We start from the raw sequence: 14389 nt of genomic DNA, 5'->3' as shown, positions 1-14389 counted from the left end.
GAAACGGGTGAATGGCGGTACATAAGGAACAAGATTGAGCTTAAGCGTTTCATGGGCGTTGCCAGAAAAGATAAAGGGGATGGGGGAATGGAATCAGCCATGTTCCTGATAGGACAGGAGACGCTGGGAATTGTTCCGGAGTATGACGCTTTTGGGGACCTGCACGCAAAAGTGCTGCTGCCGGATGAATATGTCACGGTCGGGGAAAGCCCGACACAACTGATTGACCGAACGCTGCGGACGCAGGGAACCAGCTTCCGCGGCGCGCGGGACGGCGCCAATTACATCCTGTCGAGAACGCATAACACGCCTGTCCGCATAGAGGGGGAGGAGACGATCATCCTCTTTCCGACCACTTCGCCTTCGCGCGAAGACTGCACCTGGTTCGCCCTGCACCACATTGAGCGCTATGAGGCGGTGGAGAAGGGGAAGACCTGCGTGACGCTAACGAACGGCCACACCGTCACGCTGCCTGTCAGCCGATTCAGCTTCCACAATCAGTTCCAGAAAGCCCTTCGGTTTAAATACCAGCTTGTCGAACGCCGAAAAACCCGGATCCTCCTCGTCCGGGAGCCCCAAAAAAGCTACCATCTAGTCAAACGGGAGGGACAGCGGAACTTCGAAGACAATTGAACCCACCCCTGCTCAGCGAAGAGCAGGGGCTTATTTTGGCGCTCGGATGTCCACTTCCCTTCCTGGGGGCCTATCTAAATGGAAAGAAACCGGAAGGAGCGGATGGGATGGAACGGGAAGGAACGGGCGGGCTTGACCGGATGGACCCGGTGAACGAAATCCTGTTTTTCTATGATGCGAGGATCGCTCCGCTCGACCTGTTTGCCTACGGCTGCCTGATTGAGCTGATCGGCGGTTATGGCGAAGGGAAAGTGTTTGAGGTGCTGCGGGCCGCTGCATCGGAGCGGAGGACGGGTGAGGCGGTGCTTGAATGGGCGGAAGGCAGGTTGTCGGATCAAATGAAGGGCAGGTGAGGGAGGGAACCATACATACCTCCGGGCAGTTGCGGGTAATGGAAAGGTATCGGGAGATAGAATCCAAACCCAAACAGAACGGAGGATTTGATGGAGATTCAAGCAATCGTTGAAGAGATTAAAGAGGAAATGATCCGCATCCGGAGGCATATCCACATGCATCCGGAGCTGAGCCATGAGGAATACGAGACCACCAAGTTCGTGAAGGAACAGCTGAAGGATACGACTATCGAGTGGCAGGAGCTTGGCCTTGAGACGGGCGCGGTCGGGCTAATGCACGGGAAGGCCGGTGACGGACCTGTCCTTATGCTGCGGGCGGACCTGGATGCACTGCCGCTGATGGAGGAGTCCGGTGTGGAGTTCGCTTCTGAGAAGCCGAATGTCATGCACGCCTGCGGCCATGACATCCATACGACCGTGCTGATCGGTGCAGCAAAGGTGCTTGATCGGACGCGCGATGATTGGAAGGGCACGATCAAGTTCGTCTTCCAGCCATCAGAAGAAAAGGCGGGGGGCGCCCCGGAACTGATTGAGGCGGGCGTGCTCGAGAATCCGAAGCCTGACCACGCGGTGTGTCTCCATACATGGCCGTCGACCGATGCAGGGAAAATCGGCATCCGGCCCGGCCCGATGACCGCGGCGAACGATACGTTCCATGTGACTGTCAAGGGTACGGGCGGCCACGGCGCCCATCCGGAAAAAGCGGTCGATCCCGTGCCGGTGGCGGGTGATGTCGTGGACCTGTTCCAGCGTATCATCTCCCGGAACCTGTCACCGTTCGACCCGGCTGTCATTACGGCGGGCCAGATCGATGGAGGCACCGCTAATAATGTCATCGCGACCGATGTGAACGTATCGGGTACTGTTCGCACGCTCAGCCAGACGACCCGCGATTACATCAAAAAGCGCATGAAGGAAATCGCCCACCACGTCGCTGCCGCATCGAATGCAGAGGCAGAGGTTGATTTCAAGGGGGCGGGATGTCCGCCGGTCATCAATGATCCGCACCTGGTCGGCCAATTGGAACAGTCGCTCAAAAAGCACCTCGGTCAGGAAAACATCGACTATCTGAAAGAACCGTCGACGGGCAGCGAAGACTTCGCCTATTATCTCGAGCAGATTCCGGGCATGCTGTTCCGGCTCGGCACGAGGAACGCCGAAGACAGCCGCACCCATCTCTCTCTGCACAACCCGGGCATCGTTTTTGATGAAAAGGCGATTCCGACGGGGATCATCGCCATGAGCGGGTTCGCTGTGGATTATTTGAACGCGGTCCATTAATAAAGAGGAAGCCGGCATTGATGCCCGGCTTCCTCTTTTTATTGTGGAGTCGGTGCAAAGATTAACGCAAAGGCAAAGCCGGCCAGGATCCCGAACGGCATGCTGTCGGTCAGGATGTCGACGAGGAGGCCTGCACACATCCCCATCGTCAGCCAAGTCCAATTAACGTCGGAGCTCCGCTTTTCGCCCGGCATCAGTCACATCTCTCCCGCTTTTTTCTATTTGCCCCGTTAAAGACGTTGCTGAAGACGATGGAGAAGATGAGTCCGAATGAGATGCCGAGGGCGATGTTCTCGAACAGCATGCCAAAGACGAAGGCGTAGCTGATCCCGATGGCAATGCCAGCGCTATTGAAGGTGCCTCTCGTTTTTTCTCTCATGTCCGTTCACTCCTTTTCCAGTTATACGGAAAAAGGGGGTGGGAAGTTTCACATGAAGAAACCGGGGATCCGGCAGCACTGGCCAACTAAAAAATGAGATGCAGAAAACCGGCTTCTGGAGGCCGGTTTTTTTTGTTCCGGATCGCAGTAAGAGTGGCCGGTTGTCTAAAAGGGAGGTAAATAACATGTCCCAAAAAGTCATTGGTCTTCCTTATTTTTATGGGCGCTTGTCCTCCAAAGAGGGTTCTCTCCGCGAAGGAACCAGTCCCAGTCTATGCGTTGGTCCATGCATGGGAAGATGGTCCTGAATATAAATAGGGACAGCGGTGCTTCTGCAATCCAAATAGCGAAAGGTTGTGATGGTATACGTAAACCCATCTGGATCACCGCCGTCTCACTGGCCTTGCTGGCTGCAGGCTGCCATGTCAGTCCCGGACGGGGAGAACCTGAGGACGTACTTGACGAACCCATTGCTGTTGAATTCAATCAGCTGTCATTCAACGAAGACTATCAGGAAGCGAAGCCGAAGGTTATTGACCGGTTCCCGACAGAAGGCAAAAAGATCGCGCTTACCTTTGATGACTGGGCAAGCGACCAGACGGTAAACGAAGTGCTTTCGATTCTGAGGGAATATGGGATCCATTCAACTTTCTTTCTCATTGGTGAAGGCGTTGAACGAAATCCGCAGCTGGCGCTGGCCATTCTCGAAGACGGTCATGAGATTGCCAACCATACGTATTCCCATCCTGAGCTTCCCGGTCTCCCTCTATTGGAGATGCAAGAGCAGATCATCAAGTCTGATGGAGTGATTACAGATGCAATCGGGCAAGCACCGGCCAATTATGTGAGGCCGCCCAGAGGAAGGCTGGATCATGAAACGGCACAGAAAATTACTGCAGCCGGAGTGGATTATATCATTCAGGTCGGCGTCTCATCAGATGACTGGAATCCGGCATTGACGGATCAGGAAGTGTACAGACGGGTGATGGACGGCGTTCAGCCGGGCAGTATCATCACCATGCATATTCTGGACAATGCCCATACCATCCGGGTCTTGCCGGGAATCCTGGATTGGCTGATTGCCGAGGGATATGAGTTCGGGACGGTCGGGGAACTGATTTCGGAGACGGGTTTATAGGAGTTGCATCAATGGAAGATAACCGCCAAACAAATGATCAAAGCAAGGGAGGTGAGGCAATCGTGAGATGGAGAGTGGGCACAGTCATCGGCCTCCTGGCGGTCCTGCTGTTCGCCGGATGCCGGGCGCAGCCTGAAGAAGTGGAGAAACCGGAGGGAGAGAAGTTGCCGCCGGCAGTTGTTGTCCCCGAGCCGAATGCCCAGACAAAGCCTCCGCTCCGCCTCATCCTGACGACGGAAAAGTCGATGGCGCTAACCTTCAACGGACTGGCGGACCGGGAGACAACGGAGCGGCTGCTTGATGCGCTGGACTTGGAAGGCGTGAAGGCGACATTTTTCATTCCGGCGATGAGGGTGGCGGAGGAACCCGATTTGGCAAAGGAAATCCTTGAACGGGGCCACGAGGTTGAAAACGGCACCCTGAACAATGTCCTGCCGGAGGGGCTGGACTATGAGGAGGCCTACCGGGAAGTGGAACTGGCCAATCAGATTTTCAATGATCGGCTTGGTGTTACACCGAAGTATGCGCGGACGCGGAACGGCGACACTTCGGAAGCATTTGAACAGGCGGCCGCTGAGGCGGGACTGGAATTGGTGATGAACACGATCAGCCCGAAGGACAGTGAGATGAAAACGGCGCAGGACATCACCGGCTATATTGACAGGTTCATGGTAAGGGGAGCGATCATCCAGCTGAATGCGGCAACCAACCCTGCAGTTGTTGATGCCGTTCCGATGATTGCCCGGATGGCCGGGGAGGAGGGCTACGGCCTGACAACCTTGGGGGAACTGGCCGAGACCTCATACGGAGGAGCCTACTATAAATCGAACGGTCTGACTGTCAACAAAAACTTTGAAGAAGCAAAGCCAAGGGTGGTCCGGAACTTCCCTGTCAAGGAGAAAGTCGTGGCGCTGACATTCGATGACTGGGCGGGTGACCGTACCATCTCCAGGGTCCTTGAAATCCTGGAGGAATACGATATCAAATCGACGTTCTTCCTGATCGGCAGGGGCGTCGAGACGAATCCGCAGCTCGCCAGGCTGATCCTGGAGGAAGGGCATGAGATTGCGAGCCACACGTATTCGCACCAATTAGTTACGGAGATGACGCTTCAAGATTTGCAGAAAGACCTGATCCGGGCGGATGAAGTCATTGCCGAAGCGATCCGGGAGACGCCGTCCAACTATATGCGGCCGGCACAAGGAAAGCTTGATCAGGACGCGGCGAAGAAAATTACCGCGGCCGGAGTGGATTATATCCTCCTGTATGACGTCTCGTCGTTTGACTGGAATATGAACCTCGAAGAACAGGAGGTCTACCATAGGGTCGTGGACAATGTGAAGCCGGGCAGCATCATTACGATGCATATCCAGGATGAGTCGCACACCATTTCGGTACTTCCTAAAATCTTGGATGAGCTGAAGGAAAGGGGTTATGAATTCAAGACAATCGGAGAGCTGCTCTCCGAGACCGGGCTATAAGGGACCAAAAAGAAATGTGGGGAGATAAAAATGGCTACCGGCCAAGAAATACTGGCCCGCCCGAAGGAAGATAGAAGGCACCTGCCCAATGTTCCGGAAACGCCCGGGAACCGGATGGCTGTTGACCGGCGGGGATTCCCTGCAGGAGAAGAAATGCCGGCGGAGCTCCATCCGAATGCCGTTCAGGAATGGAAGGACAGCGGGCAGCGCTATGAGGCGGACTTTCCGGTTCGGGCCAGGTTCAGCACAGATGATCATCAGGACCGCTTCATGTATGCAAGATGTGTGGAAATATCGGACACGGGGATGCTCCTGAAAATTCCCCGTGATCATGACGGGGACCTCGACAAACTAAGGGAAGGGAAGTTCAGGTTTTCAGTACCCGGCGGGGTGATGCCGGAAGGCTATGATTCCAAGATCAGCATAAGGGTCAAGGTTGTCAGGACTTTCAGAAAGAGGGCGGATGGCGGAGAGGACCTTTATGTTGCCGTCCGATTTGAACAGTCATTGAAAGATCATTTGCATCGGCATCGCTGGAGGTTCTCCGTTCCGGCAGCCGGATTCATCATGATGCTGATCGTGTCACTCGTGGTTCTGATGCGCACCGAAAGCCTAGTCTATTTCAGGTTCCACCAGTTCCTGTACATGTATAGCCTCATCGCGGCAACATTCCTTTTGAGCCGGTATCTGTTCGGCACCCTGTACCGGAACGTTCCGCTGAATCCCAGGTTTGAGCCGGGTGTGTCGATCATCATTCCGGTATTTAATGAAGAACAGTGGATCGGGCGGACGATTGCAAGCTGCCTTGACCAGTCTTATCCGGCGGGGAAATTGGAGCTCATCATCGTCGATGACTGCTCGACAGACGGGACCGCAGCGGAAATCGAAAAGACACTCCGTGAGATCCACCGGTATGGCGGGCGGTTCGGAACGAGGCAGCGTGTCTCCTTCTTCTCTCTGGAGAAGAACTCCGGAAAGCGTGAAGCGCTGATTCACGGAGTGAAGCGAGCAAAGCATGACCTCGTGGTGTTCGTCGACTCCGACAGCTTCCTCAAGCCGAACGCCATCCGAAATCTTGTTCAGCCGTTCCAGGATCCCGACATGGGCGGGGTGGCGGGAAGGACCGAAGTGGCCAATCCGTTCACCAATTTCCTGACAAAGCTGCAGACGGTCCGCTACTACATCGCATTCCGGATCATGAAAGCGGCAGAAGCCTACTTTGACGCGGTGACTTGCCTGTCGGGGCCATTGTCGTGCTACCGGAAGGATCTGGTCCTCCAGTATGCCGACGCCTGGCTCAACCAGCGCTTCCTCGGACACCCGGCAACATTCGGCGATGACAGGAGCATGACAAACTATATTCTGAAGACGCACCGGACCGGTTACCAGGACAGCGCTGTCTGCTCGACCATTGTGCCGTCGACCGGAAAGATGTTCCTCCGCCAGCAGATGCGGTGGAAACGGTCATGGCTCAGGGAGTCACTCCGGGCACTGACGTTCATGTGGAAAAAAGAGCCGCTGATGTTCCTGTTTTTCCTGGTCGGGCTCATCGTCCCGATTGCGGCTCCGATTGTCGTGCTCTACAACTTTGTTTACATCCCGATCTTTCACGGGTTTTTCCCGTCCACTTTCATCGTGGGCCTTGCGCTGATGGCGATGCTGATGAGCTTTGCGTATCTGTTTTTCCGGAAAAGCAGGCTCTGGGCCTACGGGTTCGTCTTCGTCCTCTACTACACGTTCATCCTGCTCTGGCAAATGCCGGTCGCCTGGGTGACGTTCTATAAGTCAACATGGGGGACGAGAAATACGCCACAGGACGTCGCTGCCGAGAAAAAACGCGGGAAACGATGGGCACGGCATGTAAAGGCAGGGGATGGAGATGAGTAAAAAGCACAGATTTGCCGTGCTCGATCCCGACCGGAAAAACCGCAGGAAAAAAATCCGTTCGGTGATCCAGGCTGCCGTCATCGCCCTGCTCTCCTATGTCCTCGTGCAGGAAGTGTTCCTCATGAAGACTTATGAGACACCGGATGTACCGATGGCCAATGATGACGGGTTTATCGCGATCAGCTATCCGGGAGCCTCCCGGGATGAAAGTGGGCACAGCCTCTCGAAAGATGAGCTGTCCGCCCATCTGTCCGCCCTGAAACGCTCCGGATTCGAGACGGTTTCACAGAGGCAGGTTCTGGAGTTTTACAGGTCCGGATCGCCTTTGCCGGAAAAAGCAATGTACCTGTCATTCGAGGACGGGCAGAGGGACACCGTCATCTACGCCCAGCCGGCGCTTGAGAAACTGAATTATAAGGCGACCCTGTTCACCTATGCCGACCATCTGGTCTCAGATGACAGGAGCTATCTCAAGGCGAACCATTTGAAAACGATGATGAGGAGCGGCTACTGGGAGATGGCCACAAACGGGTACCAGCTCGCCTATACCAATGCGTTCAACAGGGAAGGGCACTACATGGGCGAACTAAATGCCGATGAAGTGTCGGCTGACATGGACATCGTGCGGTCCAACCATCCTCTGATGGATTTCCTTCGGGATGAAAACGGCATCCCGAAGGAAGACGCCGATCGGATGAAGGAGCGGATCAGCGGTGAATACGCAGACATGAAAGAGCTGTATACCCGGGAGCTTGGGGACTTGCCTGATGTGTATGCCATTCCGCGCCCTAATGTCCTGTACCAGGATATGCACCCGGCGGTCGAAGAGGTGAACGACCGGAATATCCGGACCTACTACAAGCTCCATTTCAATAGGAGCGGAGGATTGTTTAACGGTCCGGACGACAGTGTCACGGATCTCACCCGGCTTCGCGTCGGACCGGACTGGCCGGTCAATCATCTGCTGATGACGATCAGGGAGGAAACCGGCATGCGGGTTTCGTTCGAAACGGGAGATCAGGAGAAGGCGGACCGGTGGACGATCCGGGGAGGTGCTGCGGAATTTCGCGGGGAACAGGCCATCCTGACGTCTGAACCCGGAGCGGAAGTCACAGCCCTTCTGAAGGAGCCGCTCCCGGAGGATGCCATTGTGCAGGCCACATTGGGTAAAAGTGCTGCCCTGGGTATCGCGGATGGAACAGGCAAGGCAGTCCTGCTTTCTGTGGAAAAAGGGCAACTTGTCGTAAGGAAGGCAGGAAAAGTCGTTTCCAAGCATCAGATTCCAAGAAAGAACGAAACAGGAATCCGGCTCGAAGTCCGTGATCACCTGCTCCATGTCCGGGTCAATGAAGGAGAGGACTTCACGATTGATGCAGGGCAATTGGATCCCGCAGAAGGTTACCGGCTGCAATTGGCGGGATTGTCTGATGGAAACGCCATAGAGGACGAGGAAAACGCGATCACGGATGCCTTCTTCACGAACCTTCATGTTACAAGCAGTGACAGCGTAGTGTATTCGGATGTTCCTTCCGGATTTGACAAGGTGAAAGACAAGGTCGGCGAATGGTTCGGTCATCTCTTTTATTCACTGATGGACCGGTTTTGAAAGGAGGGGGAATAAATGGAAGAATATAAGATTGCGGTCATCGGGCTGGGCTATGTCGGCCTTCCGCTTGCGCTCGAGTTGGCCAAACACCATGAGGTTGTAGGATTTGACTTGAATCAGGAAAAAATCCGGGCATACCGGGACGGGATCGATGCAACAGGGGAAGCAGGCGGACCTGCGCTGAAGAAAACCCGGGCGCGTTTCACTTCTGATGAAAATCAGCTGAAGGGGTGCAATTTCTTTATCGTAACCGTCCCGACGCCCTTGCACCCGGACCGCACCCCCAACCTGGAACCGGTCAAATCCGCCTTCCGGACGGTCGGGAAATACCTGACCAAAGGCACGATTGTTGTTCTGGAATCGACGGTCTATCCCGGGACGACGGAGGAAATCTGCGTCCCGATCCTTGAGGAAACCTCGGGGCTTGCCCTTGGAGCGGACTTTAAAGTCGGCTATTCCCCGGAGCGGATCAATCCGGGCGACAAGGTCCATACGCTGTCCACTATTGTAAAGATCGTTTCCGCATCCGACGGGGAAGCGCTGAAAAAAGTAGGGGATGTGTACCGTTCGGTGGTCAAAGCGGGCGTTTATGAAGCACCGTCCATCAGGGTGGCCGAAGCCGCCAAGGTGATTGAAAACGCACAGCGTGACGTGAACATCGCGTTCATGAACGAGCTTTCGATGATCTTTAACCGGATGGGGATTGACACTGCCGAGGTGCTGAAGGCAGCGGGGACGAAGTGGAATTTTCTCCACTTCAGTCCGGGGCTTGTCGGCGGCCATTGCATTGGTGTCGACCCGCACTACCTGATCTACAAAGCTGAACTGCTCGGCCTTGCGCCGCTGATCGTTCCTGCCGGCCGGGCGGTCAATGAGGGGATGGCGAAGTTCGTAGCGGACCAGATTGTCCGGGAACTGCTCCGTGTCCACGGCAGGATCGACCCGGACACACGGGTCGGCGTACTCGGTTTCACGTTCAAGGAAAACAGTCCGGACAGCCGCAACACGAAAGTCGCCGACCTTGTCCTGGAATTGGAGCATTACGGATTTGAGGTCATCATCCATGATCCGCATGCCGATCCGGCGGCAGTCAGGAGTGAGTATGGGCTTGAGCTTGCGGAAAGGGATGCTTTGCGGAATCTGGATGCCGTGGTCATCGCTGTCGGACATGACGAATTCCGCGGAACGGACTTTGTTCCGGAAATCCGCTCGATGCTGAAGGACGGCCGCCGGATGGTATTTGACCTGAAGACCCTCCATCCCAAGGAGGCATTCAGGAAAGTCGGGCTGGAGGCATGGTCGTTGTGAGGATTGAGGTATGGAAAACATAGAGCAAGCCGGCCACGAGGGCCGGCTTTCTTTGTGTTGTAACTGATTGGGTGATGGGAAATGTGGGGGCGGTGTGAAGTCAGGGGGAGCCATGAGTTAATTGTCTTCTTCCTGCTCGTCTCCATTGCTCCCGAATACGATGGCAAGGATGATTGCGACTCCGATACCGACGGCGAAGCTGTCCATGGCGATGCCGATCACCATACCGAGCAGGGAACCGAGGAATATCCCGCGAGCGTTGGATTTCTTGAATTTGTCCATGGGGCTTCACCTTCCGTCCGGCGTTTTTTCCATTTTCTCATAGAAACAGCGGAGAGGGAATGATTGAAGTCGTCCCGCTTCTTCACGTTATAATGGGGGACATGGAATGAACGAGAGGGGTGTGACGGATGGACAGGCAGCAAATGCTGGACTATATCGCAGCGACGGCACGTTTATACGGGGTGGTCCCCTATGAAAAGGTGGCGGAGATCTACACGGAGCAGACAGGCGAACAGGCAGGCGCGGAAGAAGTGCGGAAGCTGGCACGGGAGTCAGAAAAAGTGCGGGCAGAATCCGAATTCCTGGTGCACGATACGATTATGCAGGAAAACGAGGCAGAGCTGTATCTCGAGGTGACGAAAGGAAAGGCGTTTTATGTGCCGGAGGCGGAGGAGCTGCTCCGGTACCGGGATGATCACTATGTAGAGAGGACGGCTCAGGCAAAGGCGCTCGAGAAATTCGTGACACAGCGGCTTTTATTTGATGACGGGGAAGTCTTGGAGCTGATGGGAAGGATCCGGTCTGCCGCAAATAAGGCAGGGGGCGATGCATTCCAGAACCTGATCGCCGTTCTTCAGGCAGGAGATTATATCGAACAGATGGACCCGGACGACTTCGAAGACCTGATGCGTTACTCTGCCCATATGTACAACCATGTCCGCAGCTGGACGCATCGCGGCCATACGCCGTATGAGATGGGGGAAGAGATCCTTCTCGGAATGCCTCGGCCAGAATTGGATGAGGGTGTGCAAGAGAAAGTCGACTATATTCTTGCGCTGACCCATCTTTGGGGAATCGCCCCGGTCACGAAGGTGCGGGAAGTGTTTAATCAGCACAACGGGACGTCGTTTGCGGACTCGGATTTTGCCGCGGTGCTGAAGGATCCGTCCGCTGCGGAGTGGCTGGACCGCGGATTCGTCCATGTTAAGGGTGACCGGTTTATCCACGAAGAGCTGCTGGAGCCGGAGCAGTTCGATTATTACTCTAAGCAGGCGAACGGCAAGCCGTACTACGTACCCGGCAAGGAAGAGCTCTTGCTGTATGGCGATGCGGACCATTACGAGGTCACACCGGAATTGGAGAAGTTCCAAAGGTTCGCGGAGCGGAAGCTGTTCCGCGGCGAGGAGGCCCGTGCCATCAACTGGGTCGACTATGCCCAGTACCTCGCCGCGTCCAATACGCCGCCGGCACAGGCGATGGGCCTGCTGCTGGACGATGAAGGGATCGTTTTCGATGACGACAAGCAGGCAAACGAACTGATCGGCCTGTTCTTCGACATGGTGAACGCGACACGGATGTGGGAAAACCGCGGGCACACGCCGAACGAGCTCAGGGAAAGCGGGACGCTGAAGGTGCTTGAGGGCGGCACGGCAGGTTCAGCGGGAGCCGGCCAGAATGTGATTGCCGAGAAAGTCGGGCGGAACGACCCATGTCCTTGCGGGAGCGGGAAGAAATATAAAAAGTGTTGCGGGAAATAGGTGGATAGGTGACGGTTTCGCCGTTCGAGCGCCCGATCTCGTCATTCGCGGCCGCAATTTCGTCATTCGAGTGTCCGATTTCATCATTCGCGGCTGTAATTTCGCCATTCACACAAAGTCCCCCGGCAGGCGCTGCCGGGGGACTTTCGCATTCCATTATTCACACGCATAGTTGTCTTTGTCCCGGTCCATCTTGGACTGGTACGCGGGATGGCCGGCGGGGACGCCGTCCGGGTATTTCGTTCGGAGCTCGGTACAGTTTTTGAACCATTCGGTGGTCGTGCCGCTTTGGGCATTCGGGTCACCGTCGTAGGTTGTTCCGCCGGATGTCCCGCCTCCGCCGGAAGCAGCACCGCTTGTTGAAGCGGGGGCACTCGCAGCAGAGCTCTGCTGGCCGGAAGCTTCCGTATCGAATCCGGAGTCGGTCGCATAATCTTCGATCGACCAGATGCCGATTTTCTTCGCCTTGGCTTCTGATTCTGCGGCTTCAAATGGCGTCAGGTGGCGTGTGCTCGGCGGATAGACGTAGCCGACACGTGCCAGACCTTCACGGAGCAGGGTCTCCTGGACGCTCTTGCCGTTTACATACACATAGGCGAGCAGCCGGCCGTACTTGTCGGTCCGGTCGCCGATATCAAATTCGATCGAAAGTTCGCCGCTGTTCACAAGTTCGCGGTTGCGTTCCTTTGCCTGTTCGCCGAACGGCTGCTTGCCGAGGCGGGGGTGGCTTGTTTCCGGCGTATCGATCAGGAGATAGCGGACATTTTCTTCTTGTCCGTTGTAGCGGACCTTAATCGTATCGCCGTCGATCGTCTTGACGAGTTCGACCGGGATATGGGCCGTGGTTCCGCCGGTTTCGGTCGGTTTCTTGGCGGGCTGTTTTTCTTCTGTGTCCGCCTGTTCTTCCGGTTTGTCCTCAGTGGTTTTCTTCGGAGTTTCATTCGTTGCAGGAGCAGTTTCCTCAGTTTCCTTCTCAGGTTCAGACGATTCTTCCGTTTGGACCTTTTCCGTCACTTCTTCCACAGCTTCCTCATCGGTGTCCGTTCCGACACAGCCGGTGAGGGCGAGGGCAAGGCCGACGATGAGGATTGCCGGAGCGGCTTTGGTCTTTGCCTTCAGCTTGCGGTTCACCGTCCATTCATAAAAACCCCATCCTGCAATGGCGAGACCGATGACCGCCAGCGGGAACTTGATCAGAACATACAGCATTAAAATGATCACAATTACAGACAGACAACCAGCCATCAGACCAACTCCTCTACGACTCTGAAGCCCTTGGTCTTCAGGTATTTCATGTTGTGCTCGAACGTTTCGATCGTGTCGGAGCAGTCGATCCACTCGAAATCGAGCCCTTCAAGGTCTGCCCGCCGGATCCGGACGGAAAGGATGCATCCCCTGATCGGCGGCTCATCCGCCTGAGAAACGTCGTATACATGGATCAGCACCTGGTCGGCCGGAAGGAGGGCGAACAATTCCCGCGCGATGCGGATCGCGGTGCTGCACACGTAGTCCTGATAAAGGAGGAGGTAGCGCTTTTTGGCCATGTTTTTGACCGATAGCTTTCCGGTCGAGGTGAGGGATTTCACAACCGTAGGAACGACTTCCCGGTCGCCGATCATGAGGGATGCGACGGGCTCGCCGGATGAGAGATCGACATCGACCTTGCTGCCGAGTGCGCGGATGTCCTCGAACGGATCGGATTGATCGAGCGCTTCTTGCCATGCGGAGCGTTCGCCGGAGAGCACGCGCCGGGCCAACTCTTTTTCATTGCGCAATTTGACGAGGGATCGCTTGTCGTCCTCCGCGGCTTTCGTGATTGCCTCATTTAACTGGCGTTGCCTAGCCTCGACACGGTTGAACAGCCGGTCTCGCCAGGTCGGCTTGTAGGCTGCGAGTTGCCGTTTTGCCTCAGTGACGGCCGGGCCGTCGGTTGTCGGATCGATGGACCGGTTCGCAAGTGCCGTCCAGCCGACAGCCTCAGCTGACTCCCGGTGGACCGACGTCAGCATCTCAACATGCGCATTGTAGCGTTCAACTTCGAGTTGATTAACAGAGGTATCCGGTGCGGGCGCACGATTCACCTTTTCATAGGCGACTCGCTGCGGCCGCTTGCTGCGGCTGCCGATCTTTTCACGGTACGAGATGCCCGTCCCGGGAATGCCGACATTGGCATACGTGCCGCGCTTGCTCACGTTCACGCTGGCCCCGCGGCCCCCGACCGACAGGCTCGCGCCGCGCTTGCCGAGATTCACATGAACCCCCGGCGCAATCTTCACCCGTTTTCTAAAACGTAAACCCATAGGGTGCTTGCCTTCTTTCTTGGTAAATATTCCAAAGTTATTTATAGATGAAATTTGGTAGAAAGTAAAGTGGGTGAAGTTGCCATCCGGAACGTTTATCTCATAGAAAAAGTGGAATGCACGTAATAATGAGGGAGCCGCAGGTCCTCTGCACCGCCCTCAATTTTATTTTCAGGAATTATTTTTTTGCTGAAAACAGGCGAATCAGTCGGTTTAATTAAATCGGCCGTTATATGGAAGGAGAATTCCATCCGACATCGAAT

General features: G+C 55.5%; 13 protein-coding genes. 9 read left to right on the top strand and 4 right to left on the bottom strand.

Features of this window, described 5'->3' with window-relative positions:
* The first annotated feature begins 87 nt into the window (after positions 1 to 87).
* The 3 genes from C772_RS05385 to C772_RS05375 all read left to right on the top strand — a co-directional run bounded on the left by C772_RS05385 (position 88) and on the right by C772_RS05375 (position 2267).
* Entirely contained in the window at positions 88 to 633 is a 546-nt protein-coding gene (locus C772_RS05385; protein WP_035001542.1) for a competence protein ComK, read from the top strand.
* A gap of 107 nt (positions 634 to 740) precedes the next feature.
* A complete protein-coding gene (locus C772_RS05380; RefSeq protein WP_008298047.1) occupies positions 741 to 986 on the top strand; it encodes a hypothetical protein in 246 nt (81 codons plus the stop codon).
* A gap of 90 nt (positions 987 to 1076) precedes the next feature.
* Positions 1077 to 2267 carry a M20 metallopeptidase family protein gene (locus C772_RS05375; RefSeq protein ID WP_008298046.1) on the top strand — a complete coding sequence of 397 codons (1191 nt, stop codon included), beginning with the start codon at positions 1077 to 1079 and terminating at the stop codon, positions 2265 to 2267.
* 193 nt (positions 2268 to 2460) lie between these two features.
* Here the strand turns inward: C772_RS05375 and C772_RS05370 are convergent, their stop codons facing one another.
* Positions 2461 to 2646, bottom strand: a complete 186-nt coding sequence (locus tag C772_RS05370; protein ID WP_008298042.1) for a hypothetical protein — start codon at positions 2644 to 2646, stop codon at positions 2461 to 2463.
* Between the two features lie 298 nt (positions 2647 to 2944).
* Here C772_RS05370 and C772_RS05365 point away from each other — a divergent pair, with 298 nt between their 5' ends.
* The 5 genes from C772_RS05365 (at position 2945) to C772_RS05345 (ending at position 10066) form a co-directional block, all read left to right on the top strand.
* Entirely contained in the window at positions 2945 to 3784 is an 840-nt protein-coding gene (locus C772_RS05365) for a polysaccharide deacetylase family protein (RefSeq protein ID WP_160162839.1), read from the top strand.
* Between the two features lie 62 nt (positions 3785 to 3846).
* On the top strand, positions 3847 to 5265 hold the full coding sequence (locus tag C772_RS05360) for a polysaccharide deacetylase family protein (RefSeq protein ID WP_160162838.1): 1419 nt from the start codon (positions 3847 to 3849) through the stop codon (positions 5263 to 5265).
* A gap of 30 nt (positions 5266 to 5295) precedes the next feature.
* Positions 5296 to 7152, top strand: a complete 1857-nt coding sequence (locus C772_RS05355) for a glycosyltransferase family 2 protein (protein WP_008298037.1) — start codon at positions 5296 to 5298, stop codon at positions 7150 to 7152.
* Positions 7145 to 8758 (top strand): polysaccharide deacetylase family protein, encoded by a 1614-nt coding sequence (locus C772_RS05350; protein WP_160162837.1) that lies wholly within the window; start codon positions 7145 to 7147, stop codon positions 8756 to 8758. Before C772_RS05355 ends, C772_RS05350 begins: the two co-directional genes overlap by 8 nt.
* Before the next feature lie 15 nt (positions 8759 to 8773).
* The gene (locus C772_RS05345; protein ID WP_008298033.1) at positions 8774 to 10066 is read left to right on the top strand and encodes a nucleotide sugar dehydrogenase; all 1293 of its coding nucleotides are present in this window, start codon (positions 8774 to 8776) and stop codon (positions 10064 to 10066) included.
* A 117-nt stretch (positions 10067 to 10183) separates the two neighbouring features.
* Here C772_RS05345 and C772_RS16645 read toward each other — a convergent pair whose 3' ends face one another.
* Positions 10184 to 10348 carry a hypothetical protein gene (locus C772_RS16645; protein ID WP_008298031.1) on the bottom strand — a complete coding sequence of 55 codons (165 nt, stop codon included), beginning with the start codon at positions 10346 to 10348 and terminating at the stop codon, positions 10184 to 10186.
* A 128-nt stretch (positions 10349 to 10476) separates the two neighbouring features.
* Here C772_RS16645 and C772_RS05340 point away from each other — a divergent pair, with 128 nt between their 5' ends.
* The gene (locus C772_RS05340) at positions 10477 to 11826 is read left to right on the top strand and encodes an SEC-C metal-binding domain-containing protein (protein ID WP_008298030.1); all 1350 of its coding nucleotides are present in this window, start codon (positions 10477 to 10479) and stop codon (positions 11824 to 11826) included.
* A 156-nt stretch (positions 11827 to 11982) separates the two neighbouring features.
* Here C772_RS05340 and C772_RS05335 read toward each other — a convergent pair whose 3' ends face one another.
* Positions 11983 to 13071 (bottom strand): thermonuclease family protein, encoded by a 1089-nt coding sequence (locus C772_RS05335; protein ID WP_008298028.1) that lies wholly within the window; start codon positions 13069 to 13071, stop codon positions 11983 to 11985.
* Positions 13071 to 14126, bottom strand: a complete 1056-nt coding sequence (locus C772_RS16055; protein WP_008298027.1) for a DUF4236 domain-containing protein — start codon at positions 14124 to 14126, stop codon at positions 13071 to 13073. The genes C772_RS05335 and C772_RS16055 overlap by 1 nt, the downstream gene beginning before the upstream one ends.
* Positions 14127 to 14389: the final 263 nt, after the last annotated feature.

Origin of the sequence: Bhargavaea cecembensis DSE10 (assembly GCF_000348905.1) — a bacterium.
GTDB lineage: Bacteria > Bacillota > Bacilli > Bacillales_A > Planococcaceae > Bhargavaea > Bhargavaea cecembensis.
Note: the sequence above shows the minus strand (reverse complement) of the source record. Positions and strands in the feature narration are given on the sequence as shown.